Here is a 14,455-nt window from a genome sequence, read left to right as displayed (position 1 = left end):
CCGGCATTCGGCACGCCGCTGCGACCATCTCGAAAAAAATGCATGATAAAGGTCTGATTGACGGAATGGCTAGCGTCATACATGTGTCCGACCCCTCAATGCGCGTTTTTGGTTGTTCATGGCACGCCTCGATAGCGAACCGCCGCGGCTTGGCGGCCAGTCTTCGTCGATCGAAGCGCTGCTCGCCAAGGTCGGCCGCGCCGCGCTGGCACCGGCGAGCGTATTGATCGTCGGCGAGACCGGCTCGGGCAAGGACGTGGTCGCGCGGCTGCTGCACGCGCTCGGGCCGCGCGCGGCCCGGCCGTTTGTCGCGATCAACTGCGGGGCGGTGGCGCGCGACGTGGCCGAATCGCAGCTGTTCGGCCATGAAAAAGGCAGCTTCACCGGCGCGGTCGCGCAGCACATCGGCTTCTTCGAGGCCGCGCGCGGCGGCACGCTGTTCCTCGACGAGATCGCCGATGCGCCGCCCGAGCTGCAGGTCAAGCTGTTGCGCGTGCTGGAGAGCGGCACCATCACGCGGGTGGGCGGCACCGAGCCGATTCCGGTGGACGTGCGCGTGATCGCGGCCACCCACCACGATCCGGCCGCCGCGGTGCGCGACGGCCGCTTTCGCGAGGACCTGTTCTACCGGATCGCCGCCGTGCCGCTGCACGTGCCGCCGCTGCGCCGGCGCGAGGGCGATGCAGAGCAGCTCGCACGCGAACTGGTGGCGCATCTCAACGCGCGCCACGGCACCGCGAAGCGGCTCTCGGCGCAGGCGCTGCGCGTGCTGAACACGCACAGCTGGCCCGGCAACGTGCGCGAGCTGCGCAACGTGGTCGAGCGCGGCTTCATCCTGGCCGACGAGCAGATCGAGCTGCACCCGCCGGCGCTGGCGCCGGCCGCCGCCGCCAGCGTGCGCGACAACGTGATGACGTTGCAGGTCGGCGCGACGCTGGCGCAGTCGCAGCAGCACTTCATCGCCGCCTCGCTGCAATACTTCGACGGCAACAAGCCGCGCACCGCGAAATCGCTCGGCATCAGCCTGAAGACGCTCTACAACCGGCTCGCGCTGATGCGCGACGACGACGGCAAGTCGCCTCCCGGCTAGCCGGCCCGGCGCGCCGGTAACGCTTTCCATGCCTTGTAAATCGCGGCACCCGCCGCGCCGCGACCGGCCCGCCGGCCGCCATGCCGACGCTCGCGTGGCCGCGAGGGCGGGCGTGGCACGCGCGTTGCGTCAATCCCCCCATCGATCCTCTTCATGACGGAGACACACGATGCAACGGATTCGCCAGATCATGTCGCGCGACGTCGTGCATGTCGCGCCGGGCGACTCGATTCATCATGCGGCGCGATGGATGGCGCGCCACGACGTGGGCGCGCTGCCCGTGTGCGACGGCACGCGCGTGGTCGGCATGGTGACCGATCGCGATATCGTCACGCGCGCGCTGGCCGCGGGCAAGGACGGCGGCACCCCGGTGCGCGAGGTCGCCTCGGTGCCGATCGAATGGTGCGGCGAGGATGACGACGCCGACGCGGTGCGCCGCAAGATGGCCAGCACGCAGGTGCGCCGGATCCCGGTGATGTCGCGCGACCGGCGGCTGGTGGAGAGGGTCTCGCTCGGCGACTTCGCGACGCGTGGCGGCGTGGCCGAGCGCGACGCGATCGGCGAGACGCTCGACTGCCTGTCGCAGCCGCGCTGAGCGCCGGCGTCGCGCCGCCTCGCGCATCAACACGATTCCCAAGGAGTTCACGATGCAATCGACCTCAGCCGGTGCCGCCGCCGGCCCCGCCCGCCACACCGGCCGCGCGCTGGTGCCGGCCCGCATGTTCGACGGCGCGCTCGCGCGTGCCACCGACGGCTACACGCTCGGCTACGTGAGCGAAGTGATGCTCGACCTGCGCGCCGGGCGCGTCGCCTACGCGCTGCTCGCGCTCGACGAGCGCACCCACGCGCGCCTGCTGACCGCGGTGCCCTGGCACTACGTGGCGCTCGACGCCGACGGCACCGGGCTGCGCATCGCCCTGTCGGCGGCCACCGTGCGCGGCGCGCCCGCGATCGACCTCGATACCTGGCGCGTGGCGACCGATCCGGCCTGGGAAAGCGCCGTGATCCGGCACTACGACACCGAGGATGCACCGCGCGAGTACAGCCTCGCCGAGGAACTCGGGCTGCGCTCGCCGGTGCGCCCGCGCGGACCGGTCTGAAACGATCCCTCCCCCTTGGCGGCTGCGCGCCGCCGCCTCGCATCCCGGATGGCCGTGAGGTCCTGGACGGGCGTCGGCAACGGCGCCCGCTTTTTGCGTGGGCGCCGGCACATGATCATGGCCTGGCGATCGCGTCTTGGCGCCGCGTGCCGGCATCCTCCTGCGGCGCCGGACCGCCTCGACATTCGGCGGCACGCCGCATCATGCCCCGCTCCCGATAGGCTTCCGGCACATGCCGCACCTCGGACGCGCCGGCCGGCAAGGCACCGGGCTCGCTCCACCAGTCGGGGCAGGCCACCGGATCGCGCGGATCGGAGGATGCCGGTCGTGGTGACGGTGCACCGCGTCGCTCACGCGCGTCGCGCGTGGTGGCCGGCCCCTGCTGGTGTCGGGATTTCGTCGCTTGCCTGCGTTTCGGTTCGCGCCGCGCCCGCGCGCGGCTCGAGAGCCTACGGGCTCAAAGGAATATCGGGCAACGACCCTTCCGCCGGCGCGCCCGGTGCGGTGAGCGACGCGGCCGGCGAATTCCACCGGGAACGTACAAGCGCCAGGCCGTCGATGCCGGCCTCGGAGCCCGCCGCACGCACGCGCACGCACGCCGGCGGCGGTTCGCCGGTGCGGTCCGTGCGATGACGGTCCGGCTTGGAACGCGCGTCCCGAGCACGGCGAATCGCTCCGCCAATCCGCCCGGACGGGCACGCGGCTTGCTGCGCCAGTGCCATCACCACCGTCCCCGCCCGCTCGATCCGATGCCGACCATGCCGCTCGTCCTCGACCACGCCGACCTCGCACTGCGCCTCGCCACCTGTCTCGTCGCCAGCGCGATCATCGGCTTCGATCGCGGCGGCTCGGGCAAGTCGGCCGGCCTGCGCACGACGATGCTGGTGGGCCTGGCGGCCTGCCTCGCGATGTTGCAGGTGAACGTGCTGCTGCCGCAGGCCGGCAAGGGCCCGCAGTCGTTCGCGACACTCGACCTGATGCGGCTGCCGCTCGGCATCCTGTCCGGCGTCGGCTTCATCGGCGCCGGTGCGATCCTGCGCAAGGACGGGCTGGTGCGCGGCCTGACCACGGCCGCGACGCTCTGGTTCGTGACCGTGATCGGGCTCTGCGCGGGCGGCGGCCAGCTGCTGCTGGCGGTGATGGCGACCGTGCTCGGCGTGGCGATCCTGTCCGGCCTCAAGCCGCTCGAGCGGCGCCTGCCGCAACGGCGTCGCGCCCGGCTCTGCGTGATGCAGCACGCCGGCGGCGCGCCCTCGCCCGGCCTCGCCGACACCCTCGCGCGACTCGACGCGCTGCACTGCCGCGTATCCCTGACGGGCATGCAGGCGCTGCCCGAGAGCGGCGCGATCCGCCGCCAGTACGAACTGAAATGGCACGCGCCGCGGCGCGACGATCCGGTCGAGCAGGCGATCGCCGCGCTGGTGAGCCACGGCGGCGGCGGCGTGAGCTGGTCGCTGCGGGAGTAGCCGCCGATGTCCGCCACGGTGCCGCGCGCCGTCTACTACGCGCTCGCCTCGAACCTGGCCGTGGCCGCCTGCAAGTACGCGGCGGCCGCCTACACGAACTCCGGCTCGGCGTTCGCCGAGGCGATCCATTCGAGCGCCGACTGTCTGAACCAGGTGCTGCTGCTGGCGGGCGGCCGCGCGGCCGCCGCGCGCGCCGACGCCGCGCATCCGCTCGGCTTCGGCCGCGTCACCTATTTCTACGCGATGCTGGTGGCCACGCAGATCTTCATCGTCGGCGGGCTGGTCTCGTCGGCCGTCGGCGTGCTGCGGCTCGTGCAGCACGCGCCGGTCGGGCACGGCGGCGTGGTGATCGCGGTGCTGCTGGTGTCGGGCGTGATCGAGACGTTCGCGCTGAAGGCCTCGATCGACACCATCGAGCGGCGCGGCCGGCCGCTCGCGCTGCTGCGCTGGATGCGCGAGACCGGCCAGCCCGCGCTGCTGCTCGCCGTGATCGAGGACACCGCCGCGCTCGGCGGCATCCTCGTCTCGCTGGCCGCCGTGGGGCTCGCGCTCGCCACCGGCAATCCGGTGTTCGACGCGCTCGGCGGGATCGCGGTGGGCCTGATCCTGATGGCGAGCGCGGCGTTCGCGATGGGCAAGATCAAGTCGCTGATCGTCGGCGAATCGGCGCACGAAACGGTGCGCCGCGACATGGACGCGTGGCTGCGCGCGCGGCCCGAGATCGTGCGCGTGATCTCGCTGGTGGTGCTGCGCTGGTCCGACGAACACGTGGTCGCGATCCAGGCCGAACTGCGCCCGCATCCGAGCGCCGATGCGCTGGTGCGCACCATCAACGCGATCGAACTCGCGTTGCAGGAGGCGTTTCCACGCGCGCGGTGGATCTTCTTCGAACCGGAGCTGCGCGAGCACGGGCGCAATCCGGTATGAGCCGGCGGGCGTGAATCAGGTCAGGCGAGGCGCCCGCGCGCGGTTTGCAAGACGCGGCAGGCGCGGCGCGCGGACCGGGCCGGCCCTGCCGCGATCGACCGCACAGGACCCATCGCGGGCACGAGCGCCAGCCGGTTCGCGTCGAGGAGCGGGAGCCGGACGGGCCGCCGCGCGGTTCGCGAGACGCGGCAGGCGCGGCGCGCGGTCCGGGCCGACACCCCCGTGATCAACCGCGCGGATCAACCACCGATCAGCCGAACGGATCGATCGCGCGGCCGTGATGAAACCGCACGCGACTCAGCGCGCGTTCGCCACCTCGGCGGCGCCGTCCGCCCGGCCCGCGTCGTCCGCGCCGCGCGAAGCCGAGGCGCCGTCATCGGCGGCGCCGTTCGCGGCCGGCGCCGCGTCCGGATCCCAGCCGCCGCCGAGCGCCTTGTACAGCGCGACCAGGTCGGTGGTGGCCTGCAGCTCGCCCTGCACCGCCTGCTGCCGCGCCTGCGACCACTGCCGCTCGGCGTCGAGCACGTCGAGGAACGGCACGATGCCCTTGCGATAGCTGTCGCGCGCGAGATCGAGCGCGCCGCGTTCGGCCCGCACGGCGTCGTCGAGTTCGGCATGGCGCGTCTGGTCGGTGCGGTAGACGGCGAGCGCGTTGTCGACGTCGCGCAGCGCCACCAGCACGGCGCCGCGATAAGCCAGCGCGGCCTCCTGCTGCTGCACCTTCGAGAGCCGCAGGTTCGACACCAGCGCGCCGCCCGAGAAGATCGGCAGCGAGATCGCCGGGCCGGCCGAATAGAACAGATGCGACCACTGCGCGAGTTCGCGCACGTGCGTCGAGCGCAGGCCGATCTGCCCGGTCAGCGACACGTCGGGATAGAACTGCGCGACCGCCACGCCAACCTGCGCGGTGGCCGCGTGCAGCTCGAGTTCGGCGCGGCGCACGTCCGGCCGCCGCCGTGCCAGCGTGGACGGCAGGCCCACCGGCACCGTCGGCGGCAGCGCCGGCAGCGCGCCGGGCGCGTCGAGTTCGGCGTCGAGCGCGCCGGGCGCACCGCCCACCAGATACGCGAGGCCGTTGCGCAGCGTGGCGATCTGCTGGTCGTATTGCGGCAGCTGCGCGCGAATCGTGGCGAGCTGCGCCTCGGCACTGCGCACGTCGAGCTGGCTCGTCAGGCCGTGCGCGGCGCGATTGCGCGTGAGGTCGGCCAGTTCGCCCTGCGACTGCGTCAGTTCCACCGCCAGCGCGCGCAGCGCCTGCGCGCCGCGATATTGCAGGTAGGTCTGCGCGACCTCGGCCTCGAGCGAGAGCAGCGCGTCGTCGCGGCCCGCCACGGCCGCGCCCGTCTCGGCGCCGGCCGCCTCCACCGAGCGCCGCACGCGGCCGAACAGGTCGAGTTCCCACGACGCGTCGAAGCCGGCCTGCCAGAGATTGGTCGGCGACGAGATCGCATCGAGCGCCTTGCTCGCGCCCTGCTGGATCGCCGTGCTGCCGCCCGGCACCGCGTTGGCGAGCGCCGAGCCCGGCGCGCCGAGCCGGTTGATCTGGTCGTTGACGCCCTCGTCCTCGAGGATGCCCTTCACGCCAAGCTGCTCGCGCTGGTAGCTGGCGGTGGCGCGCACGTTCGGCAGGCCTTGCGCCGCGGCCTGGTGCAGCTGCTCGCGCGCCTCGGCGATGCGCAGCACGGCCGTCTGCAGATCGAGGTTGTCGTGCGCCGCGCGCGCGACCAGCCGGTCGAGCAGCGGATCGTGGAACGCCTGCCACCAGCGCGGATCGGGGTCGGCGTCCACCACCGGCTTCGAATGCACGCCGGCGTCGGGCGCCGAGGCGGCGTCGGTCAGCGAGGCGCCGGCCACCGGCGCGGCGGCGGAGGCCGGCCCCGCCGCGGCCGCGCCGCTCGCGCCTTGCAGGTCGTGCCACTGCGCGGGTGCGTCCGCGCGCGGCGGCTTGAAATCCGGCCCGACGGTGCAGGCGGCCAGCGCGAGGCAGCCGGCCAGCGCGGCCGGCCACGCGAAGGCGCGAGCGCGCGTCGGTACCCGGGGAGCCCGGAAAGCCCGGAAGGGGCGCGGAGCCTGATGCTTCATGTCAATGTCCTCCTCCGCCCTGCGCCGCCTTCACCGGCGAGAACATGAACGTCAACGGGATGCAGATCGCGCAGAACACCGCCAGGATCGCGAACACGTCGAGATAGGCGAGGATCGTGGCCTGCGAGACGAAGGTCTCGTAGAGCCGGCCGTTGGCGGTCTGCAGCGCGGCCGCGGGCGGTGCGCCCGACAGCGCGGTGATCGACTGCGCGTTGCGCTGCAGCGTGTCCTGGAAGTTCTGCGAGAACGGCGACATGTGGCCGGACAGATGCGCCATCTGCGCCTGCGTGCGCTCGCGGATCAGCGCCGTGGACACCGAGATGCCGATCGAGCCGGCCACGTTGCGGAACATCGTGAAGAGCGCCGAGGCATCGTCGTTGAGCCGTTGCGGGATGGTCAGGTAGGCGAGCGTGGTGATCGGCACGAACAGGAAGCCGATCGCGAGCGACTGCGCGCAGCGGATCATCATCAGGTGCCGGTAGTCGATGTCGGGCACCAGCGTGCGCGAATAGACGAGCGAGAAGGTCAGCAAAACGAAGCCCACGCCGACCAGATAGCGCGTCTGCACCACCGGCATCAGGCGGCTCACGATCGGGATCTCCATGGTGATCAGGATCGCGCCCGGCGACAGCACCAGCCCGGCCAGCGTGGCGGTATAGCCGAGCTGCTGCTGCGCGAGCTGCGGCACGATCACGGCACTGCCGTACAGCACCGCCGCGAAGCAGGCGATGGTCACGCAGCCGAGCGCGAAATTGCGGTCGCGCAGGCAGGCCAGATCCACCACCGGCTTTTTCGCGTAGCGCAGCCAGAGCACCGCGCCCGTCAGCCCGAGCACCGTCAGCACGGCGAACAGGCGGATGAAGTTCGAGCCGAACCAGTCGTCGTCCTCGCCGCGGTCGAGCATCACCTGCAGGCAGCCAAGGCCGATCGCGATCAGGCCGATGCCGATGTAGTCGATGCGGATGCCGCGCTCGCCGTCGCGCCGCCACGGCGGGTCCTCCACCAGCTGCATCACCGCCAGCACCGTGAGGATCCCCACCGGCACGTTGAGCAGGAACACCCAGCGCCACGAGAACGTGTCGGTGATCCAGCCGCCGAGCGTCGGCCCCAGCACCGGCGCCACCACGATCGCGATCGCCGAGATCGAGAACGCGCGGTTGCGCTGCTCGGGCGGGAACGTGTCGAGGATGATCGACTGCTGGTTCGGCTGCAGGCCGCCGCCGAACAGCCCCTGCAGGATCCGGAACACGATCAGCTGGCCGAGGTTGGTGGCGATCCCGCACAGGAACGAGCAGACCGTGAACGCGGCGATGCAGATCACGAAATAGCGCTTGCGGCCCAGCAGCCGGCCGAGGAAGCCCGAGATCGGCAGCACGATGCCGTTCGCGACGAGATACGAGGTGAGCGTCCAGGTGGCCTCGTCGTAGCTCGCCGACATGGTGCCGGCGATATGCGGCAGCGCGACGTTGACGATGGTGGTGTCGAGCACTTCCATGAACGCGGCGAGCGTGACCACCACGGCGATCAGCCAGGGGTTCGCCGACGGGCGCCAGGCGCGCTCGCCGCCCCCGCCGCCGTCGCGGGCGGCCGATGCATCGGCGGCCCGGCTCATGAGCGGCGGCCCGCGCGAGGCGCGGGAAACAACGGCAACGGCACGAGCATCGGTTCGCTCCCAGGCGGCGGCGCCGCGAAATGGGCCATGGCGGGGCGGCGCATCACGGCAGGTGGACGGTGGGCACGGCGGACAGGCCGAGGCCGAGCGGCGGGTTGGTCGGCAGCGGGCCGTCGAGCACGATCTTCACCGGCACCCGCTGCACGATCTTCACGAAGTTGCCGGTCGCGTTCTCGGCCGGGAACGCCGAGAAGCGCGAGCCGCTGCCGAGCTGGATGCTGTCGACGTGGCCGTGCAGCGCGAGGTCGGGATAGGCGTCGACCGACACGTCGACGTGGTCACCGATGCGCATGCGCTCGAGCTGCGACTCCTTGAAGTTCGCGGTGATCCAGATGCGCGGCGTGACGATCGAGAACAGCGAGCTGCCGGTCTGCAGGAACGAGCCGAGCTGCACGTTGCGGCGCGTGACCCAGCCGTCGGACGGCGCGCGGATCTCGCAGTACGACAGGTTCAACTCGGCCGTCTCGCGCTGCGCGCGCGCGGCCAGCACCTGCTGGCGGCGTTCCTCGATGGTGCTCTCCACGGTGCGGATCTGCTGCGGCACGAGCGCGGCCGTGCGGGCCTGGGCACGCGCCATCGCCACGTTCGCGTCGGCGCTGGCGCGCTGCGCGTCGGCCGCGTCGATCGCCTGCTTCGAGGTGGCGCGCGCGTCCACCGCGTGCTGCCGTTCCTGCGCGGCGAGCGCCTGCTTGTAGGACGCGTCGGCCGATTCGATCTGCGCGCGGGCCTGCGCGTACTGCGCCGGGTATTGCACGCGCGCGATGTCGAGCTGCACGCGCGCCGCGTCGAGCTGCGCCTGTGCGAGGCCGAGCTGCGCGTCGGCCGCGTCGAGCTGGGCGCGGTAATCGCGCGGATCGATCTGCACCAGCAGGTCGCCGCGATGGACGAAGGTGTTGTCGTCGACGTTCAGGCGCGTCACGTAGCCCGATACGTGCGGCGCGATCGCGATCGCGTTGCCGTCGGTGTAGGCGTCGTCGGTGCTGACCTGGTTGCGCGTGAGCAGCCACCAGACCAGCGCCACGATCAGCAGCACCACCACCACGATCGCGAGGATGATCAGCGTCTTGCGGTTCGAGCCCTTGCGCTTGCCGTCGTCGCGCTTGCCGTCGTGATCGTCGCCGCCGCCGTTATCGCCGCCGTTATCGCCGCCGTCACCGTCGCCGTGGTGCCCGCCGCCCTCGTCACCGCGCTTGCCGTCGCCGCCGTCGCCACCGCCATCGCGGCGCTCGCCGTCGCGCGGACGATCGTTGCGTTCGCCACCATCGGTCGAGCCCGCGTCACGCTCGCCCGGGTCCCGCGAGTCCGTTCCGCCGCTCGCGCGCGTCGAGCCGTTGCCCGACGGATCGCCGGACGGACGCGGCGGCGGATCCTCGTCAGCGGCGCGCGCGCGCCGCGGCGCGAACCCGCCATGCAGCGCGTCGGCCAGGCGCCGCGGCACGCGGCGGGTCGGCGCGCGCCGGCCTCGCGCGGCGGAGGGCAATGGAAACTCGGTGACATCGGACATCGCGTGTGGCTCCAGGCTGGATCGCATCGCACGGTCATGTGCGAACTCGCATCGGGGGCAGCGGAGCAAGGATCGCGCCCGCTCGCGCGCGCCGCCGGGAGGCCCGTGCGGCGGGGCCGGCGCGGCGACATGACGGTTCGCTTGCGGCGGCGCATCCATGCGACGCGACGTTTTTACAAGCGCCGATGTCAACCGGCACAACTCATGCGGTCCGGCGATCTGAAAGGCGGGCGGCAACGGCGGCCGGCGGGCGCGCCACCCGCGACGCGCCGGGCGGCACGCGCCTTGCGCGATCCGGTCGAACGCGCCACGCGCCGCACGGCGCGCGAACCGGCAACCCGCGCCGCACCGGCGGCACGGCGGCGGCGCGCCGCCCGGCGGGCATGCGGCTGCGCGCGGCGGCCATCGACATCAAGGAGGAACGGCATGACGACAGTTTCGGATTTCATCGTCGAACGACTCGCCGAATGGGGCGTCGATCGCATCTACGGCTACCCCGGCGACGGCATCAACGGCATGTTCGGCGCGCTGAACCGCGCGCGCGGCAAGATCGAGTTCATCCAGGCGCGCCACGAGGAAATGGCCGCGTTCATGGCCAGCGCGCACGCGAAGTACACCGGCAAGCTCGGCGTATGCATCGCCACCTCCGGCCCCGGCGCCTCGCACCTGGTCACCGGCCTCTACGACGCGCGGCTCGACCACATGCCGGTGCTCGCGATCGTCGGCCAGCAGGCGCGCGCCGCGCTCGGCGGCCACTACCAGCAGGAGCTCGACCTGCCCGCGCTGTTCAAGGACGTGGCCGGCGCGTTCGTGCAGCAGGCGAGCGTGCCGGGGCAGGTGCGCCATCTGGTCGACCGGGCCGTGCGCACCGCGCTCGGCGCGCGCACCGTCACCGCGCTGATCCTGCCGAACGACCTGCAGGAACTCGACTACGCGCCGCCCGCGCGCGCCCACGGCACCGTGCATTCGGGCGTCGGCTACACGCGCCCGAAGGTGGTGCCGTATCCGGAGGACCTCAAGCGCGCGGCCGAGGTGCTCAACGCGGGCTCGAAGGTCGCGATGCTGGTGGGCGCCGGCGCGCTCGGCGCCACCGATCAGGTGATCGCGGTGGCCGACCGGCTCGGCGCGGGCGCCGCCAAGGCGCTGCTCGGCAAGGCCGCACTGCCCGACGACCTGCCTTGGGTGACCGGCCCGATCGGCCTGCTCGGCACGCGGCCGAGCTACGAACTGATGAACGAGTGCGACACGCTGCTGGTGGTGGGCTCCGGCTTCCCGTATGCGGAGTTCCTGCCGAAGGAAGGCCAGGCGCGGGCGGTGCAGATCGACCTGAAGGCCGACATGCTGAGCCTGCGCTACCCGATGGAGGTCAACCTGGTGGGCGACAGCGCCGAGACGCTCACGCAGCTGCTGCCGCTGCTGACCGATCGCACCGAGCACCGCTGGCGCGACCGGATCGCGCGCTGGAACGACGACTGGCGCGACACGCTGGCCAAGCGCGCGGCCGCCGACGCGAGCCAGGGGCGCGGCATCAATCCGCAGCGCGCGTTCACCGAGCTCTCGCCGCGCCTGCCCGACGACGTGATCCTCGCGAGCGACTCGGGCTCCTGCGCGAACTGGTATGCGCGCGACCTGCAGATGCGGCGCGGCATGCTGGCCTCGCTGTCGGGCGGCCTCGCCTCGATGGGCGCCGCGGTGCCCTATGCGATCGCGGCAAAGTTCGCGTATCCGGGGCGGCCGGTGATCGCGATGGTCGGCGACGGCGCGATGCAGATGAACAACATGGCCGAGCTGATCACCGTCGCCAAATACTGGCGGCAGTGGGACGACCCGCGCTGGATCTGCCTCGTGCTCAACAACGAGGACCTGAACCAGGTCACCTGGGAGCAGCGCGTGATGGAGGGCGATCCGAAGTTCGACGCTTCGCAGCAGGTGCCCGACGTGCCGTATCACCGCTTCGCCGAGCTGATCGGATTGAAGGGCATTTACGTCGATCGCCCGGAGCAGGTCGGCGCGGCCTGGGACGAGGCGCTCGCGGCCGGCAAGCCGGTGGTGATCGAGGTCAAGACCGACCCCGAGGTGCCGCCGCTGCCGCCGCACGTCACGCTGCAGCAGGCCAGGCAGTTTGCCGAGACGCTCGTGAAGGGCGATCCGCGCGAACGCGGCGTGATCGTCGAGACGGCGCGGCAGGTGCTGTCGGCCGTGCTGCCCTCGGGCGACAAGCACGGCAAGTCCTGAAGCCGCGGCGGCGCGGCGTGCCCTCGCCAGGCGGGAGCCGGCCGATGGCCCGCGCCAGCCGGCCGCCGCGTCCATCCTGCCCGCATGCGCTGCTGCCATGCGGGCCATCTGGATCCCGGCCGGTCCCGCCATCGGCCCGTCACCCTGGAGGCTCCCACGATGAGCGCATCCCGTTCCGCCCGCCCGGCCTCGCACGCGAAGCCGGGCTCGCGCGGCAAGCATTCGACACGACGCCCGGGCCGGCGCCGCGCCAGCACCACCGGCTCGGGCAGGCGCTGGTCCGGCGACGTCACCCGACGCAGCGACGCACTCGACGTCGAACCCGACATCTTCAAGTCCGACGATCCCGCCGCGATCGCCGCCTCGCTGAAACGCTCGGCCGAACACAGCCGCCGGCGCAAGGCATCGCCATACCAGTCGGCCATGTCGATGCTGAACTTCTACGTCAATCGCGCCGGCCGCAACCTGCCGAAAACGCGGCGCGCGACACTGGAGCGGGCCAAGCGCAAGCTGCGCGAGGCGTTCGGCCGAAAGCCCTGACGCCGGCCCGGGGCCACGCGCAAAACTTCGCATGACGCGCGCGGGGTTCGCCTCGTGCGCCACGCTCGCGGCGCGATGCGTTATACCTTCGGGCTGACATACCACGCTTGGCCGTCGCGACGGCAGGTGTCGGCTCCGCGCCGCGTCCCGACCGGCGTGTGCGCCTGAACGACGCCGGCCGCCCCACTCAACGGAACGCCTCGATGCCCCCGCCGCCGATTCGCCGCGCCTCCACCGGCGGCATTCCCTCCACGCCGTCCGGCCTGACCGGAGAAGCGCCGTCGCGGCCGTCGTCCGGCGCGAGCCGCGCCAACGCGACGCCCGACGCGCTGCTGGGCGGCCTGCGCCGACGCGGGGCGCAGCGCAACGGCCAGACCTCGCAGCGGCATGGCGAGGCGCAATCGAGCGCGACGACCCTGCATGTGCCTTCGCTGCCGGACGCGTTCCACGCACTGCAAATGGAAGGCGCGCCGCAGATCCTCGCCACGCCGTCCGGCGGCCCGGCTCCGCAAGACCTGTCGGCCTCCGGCGGCGGCACGCAAACGCCCGCGGTGACGAGCCACGACGTCGCGCCACCGCCACCACCACGGCCGCACGCCGCGAGCCAGGCGCTGATGGACGTGCCGGTGCCGGACGAACCGCCACCGCCGCCCTACTCGCCCGCCGAGACCAGCTCGCCCGCGCCGTCGAACCCGGGCGGCGCCACCGGGGAGGCGCCACCGCCGTCTTACGAAGAAGCCACCGCGCTTCCGGCCAGCGCCGCGCAGCAGCGCCCCCCGACGCCGGCCAGTTCCTCCGCCGACGGCGCCCGCCCGACCAGCCAGACGAGCCAGACGAACGCGCCCGCCGCGCCCACGCCTTCCACGCCGACCACCGGCGGCGCGGCACCGCAGCGCATGTCCACCGAGCAGCGGCAGACCACCGCCTGGATGAACAAGCTCATTGAGGCCCATGAGAGCGGCGAGAACATCGGCCCGCAGCACCTGCATGACCTGATGCAACTGCTGGGGGGCCGGCCGATGTCGGTCGGCAACGCCGCGCGTGGGCGGGTCGCGATTTCGCAGCTGCCGCCCGAGGTCCGGGCCGATCTGCAAAAACGCGTCGGTCCGATGATGATCGCCACGCTCGAGCACTTGTCCAACGACAGCAGCATCTCGGGCCGCGACATGTACGACGCCGTGATGGCGGCCAACCACGTGCAGCCCGACGAGATGCGCGCCCAGGTCACCGCCGACCTGGGTCGGCTGCTGCACCGCGTGCAGCCGCTCAACACGCAGCAGGCCGCCTTCGATCATCTCAACGCGCAGATCGCCAGCTATCCGCCCGAGCACCGCATGCCGGCGCTGATCGGGCTGGCCGTGAACGCGCTCAAGGGCAACGCGCAAGACAGCCCGGAAGCGATGCGCGACGGGATGGGCAACCTGCACAAGATCCTCGACCAGATCGCGGCGATCCCCGAGTCGCAGCGCGATCCGGCGGATACCCACATCGTGCTCAACGTCACGCTCGGCTGGACTCCCGTCCTGATGTCGAGGCCCGAGTCCGGCAACTGGCGGCCCCTGATGGACCGGCTCTTGGCGGAAACCGCCAAGGCGCCGCCGGAGGTGCAGGCGGGTCTCGCGCCGGTCTACGACAAGGTGCTCGACTACATGAAGCCGGGCGGCACGCTGATGGACGAGCTCCACGTGACCACGCTCGCCGATTTCCAGCACCTCGTCGCACGCCTGCCCGACGCGCTGCGGCGCGCCTCGGAAGCGTCGGACGACGAATAAGCCGCGCGGCGCCGGGCGGCACGCGGGGCGATACACGACGCCCGGCCGCCGCGCCGCCGATGCCCGG

At 72.3% G+C, this 14,455-nt stretch carries 11 protein-coding genes; 8 read left to right on the top strand and 3 right to left on the bottom strand.

Annotated elements, in window-relative coordinates:
- The first annotated feature begins 118 nt into the window (after positions 1-118).
- The 5 genes from bpln_RS18050 to bpln_RS18030 all read left to right on the top strand — a co-directional run bounded on the left by bpln_RS18050 (position 119) and on the right by bpln_RS18030 (position 4,583).
- Positions 119-1,090, top strand: coding sequence for a sigma-54 interaction domain-containing protein (locus tag bpln_RS18050; RefSeq protein WP_042626836.1), 972 nt, complete (start codon positions 119-121; stop codon positions 1,088-1,090).
- A gap of 169 nt (positions 1,091-1,259) precedes the next feature.
- Entirely contained in the window at positions 1,260-1,685 is a 426-nt protein-coding gene (locus tag bpln_RS18045; protein ID WP_055139594.1) for a CBS domain-containing protein, read from the top strand.
- A 52-nt stretch (positions 1,686-1,737) separates the two neighbouring features.
- Positions 1,738-2,190 (top strand): PRC-barrel domain-containing protein, encoded by a 453-nt coding sequence (locus tag bpln_RS18040; protein WP_042626834.1) that lies wholly within the window; start codon positions 1,738-1,740, stop codon positions 2,188-2,190.
- Positions 2,191-2,939: 749 nt separating this feature from the next.
- The gene (locus bpln_RS18035; RefSeq protein ID WP_055141119.1) at positions 2,940-3,656 is read left to right on the top strand and encodes an MgtC/SapB family protein; all 717 of its coding nucleotides are present in this window, start codon (positions 2,940-2,942) and stop codon (positions 3,654-3,656) included.
- A gap of 6 nt (positions 3,657-3,662) precedes the next feature.
- A complete protein-coding gene (locus bpln_RS18030; protein WP_055139593.1) occupies positions 3,663-4,583 on the top strand; it encodes a cation diffusion facilitator family transporter in 921 nt (306 codons plus the stop codon).
- 297 nt (positions 4,584-4,880) lie between these two features.
- Here the strand turns inward: bpln_RS18030 and bpln_RS18020 are convergent, their stop codons facing one another.
- The 3 genes from bpln_RS18020 to bpln_RS18010 form a co-directional block, all read right to left on the bottom strand.
- A complete protein-coding gene (locus bpln_RS18020; protein WP_082465341.1) occupies positions 4,881-6,665 on the bottom strand; it encodes an efflux transporter outer membrane subunit in 1,785 nt (594 codons plus the stop codon).
- Between the two features lies 1 nt (position 6,666).
- Positions 6,667-8,277, bottom strand: a complete 1,611-nt coding sequence (locus tag bpln_RS18015; protein WP_042626833.1) for a DHA2 family efflux MFS transporter permease subunit — start codon at positions 8,275-8,277, stop codon at positions 6,667-6,669.
- A gap of 103 nt (positions 8,278-8,380) precedes the next feature.
- On the bottom strand, positions 8,381-9,841 hold the full coding sequence (locus bpln_RS18010) for an HlyD family secretion protein (RefSeq protein ID WP_055139591.1): 1,461 nt from the start codon (positions 9,839-9,841) through the stop codon (positions 8,381-8,383).
- Positions 9,842-10,267: 426 nt separating this feature from the next.
- Between bpln_RS18010 and bpln_RS18005 the strand changes: the two genes are divergently transcribed.
- The 3 genes from bpln_RS18005 to bpln_RS17995 all read left to right on the top strand — a co-directional run bounded on the left by bpln_RS18005 (position 10,268) and on the right by bpln_RS17995 (position 14,388).
- The gene (locus tag bpln_RS18005; RefSeq protein WP_042629186.1) at positions 10,268-12,076 is read left to right on the top strand and encodes a thiamine pyrophosphate-requiring protein; all 1,809 of its coding nucleotides are present in this window, start codon (positions 10,268-10,270) and stop codon (positions 12,074-12,076) included.
- 159 nt (positions 12,077-12,235) lie between these two features.
- Complete coding sequence (locus bpln_RS18000; protein ID WP_055139590.1) at positions 12,236-12,616, top strand: DUF3175 domain-containing protein; 381 nt, start codon at positions 12,236-12,238, stop codon at positions 12,614-12,616.
- Between the two features lie 203 nt (positions 12,617-12,819).
- Positions 12,820-14,388 (top strand): hypothetical protein, encoded by a 1,569-nt coding sequence (locus bpln_RS17995; RefSeq protein ID WP_055139589.1) that lies wholly within the window; start codon positions 12,820-12,822, stop codon positions 14,386-14,388.
- Positions 14,389-14,455: the final 67 nt, after the last annotated feature.

The sequence above is a fragment of the Burkholderia plantarii genome (assembly GCF_001411805.1).
Taxonomy (GTDB): domain Bacteria; phylum Pseudomonadota; class Gammaproteobacteria; order Burkholderiales; family Burkholderiaceae; genus Burkholderia; species Burkholderia plantarii.
The sequence above is the reverse complement of the archived record's forward strand: the minus strand, read 5'-3'. Positions and strand labels throughout refer to the sequence as shown.

What these genes read in the sequence shown, in the direction of transcription:
- bpln_RS18050 (WP_042626836.1), top strand. Translation starts at nt 119, where the DNA reads ATGGCACGCCTCGATAGCGAACCGCCGCGGCTTGGCGGCCAGTCTTCG.
- bpln_RS18045 (WP_055139594.1), top strand. Translation starts at nt 1,260, where the DNA reads ATGCAACGGATTCGCCAGATCATGTCGCGCGACGTCGTGCATGTCGCG.
- bpln_RS18040 (WP_042626834.1), top strand. Translation starts at nt 1,738, where the DNA reads ATGCAATCGACCTCAGCCGGTGCCGCCGCCGGCCCCGCCCGCCACACC.
- bpln_RS18035 (WP_055141119.1), top strand. Translation starts at nt 2,940, where the DNA reads ATGCCGACCATGCCGCTCGTCCTCGACCACGCCGACCTCGCACTGCGC.
- bpln_RS18030 (WP_055139593.1), top strand. Translation starts at nt 3,663, where the DNA reads ATGTCCGCCACGGTGCCGCGCGCCGTCTACTACGCGCTCGCCTCGAAC.
- bpln_RS18020 (WP_082465341.1), bottom strand. Translation starts at nt 6,665, where the DNA reads ATGAAGCATCAGGCTCCGCGCCCCTTCCGGGCTTTCCGGGCTCCCCGG.
- bpln_RS18015 (WP_042626833.1), bottom strand. Translation starts at nt 8,277, where the DNA reads ATGAGCCGGGCCGCCGATGCATCGGCCGCCCGCGACGGCGGCGGGGGC.
- bpln_RS18010 (WP_055139591.1), bottom strand. Translation starts at nt 9,841, where the DNA reads ATGTCCGATGTCACCGAGTTTCCATTGCCCTCCGCCGCGCGAGGCCGG.
- bpln_RS18005 (WP_042629186.1), top strand. Translation starts at nt 10,268, where the DNA reads ATGACGACAGTTTCGGATTTCATCGTCGAACGACTCGCCGAATGGGGC.
- bpln_RS18000 (WP_055139590.1), top strand. Translation starts at nt 12,236, where the DNA reads ATGAGCGCATCCCGTTCCGCCCGCCCGGCCTCGCACGCGAAGCCGGGC.
- bpln_RS17995 (WP_055139589.1), top strand. Translation starts at nt 12,820, where the DNA reads ATGCCCCCGCCGCCGATTCGCCGCGCCTCCACCGGCGGCATTCCCTCC.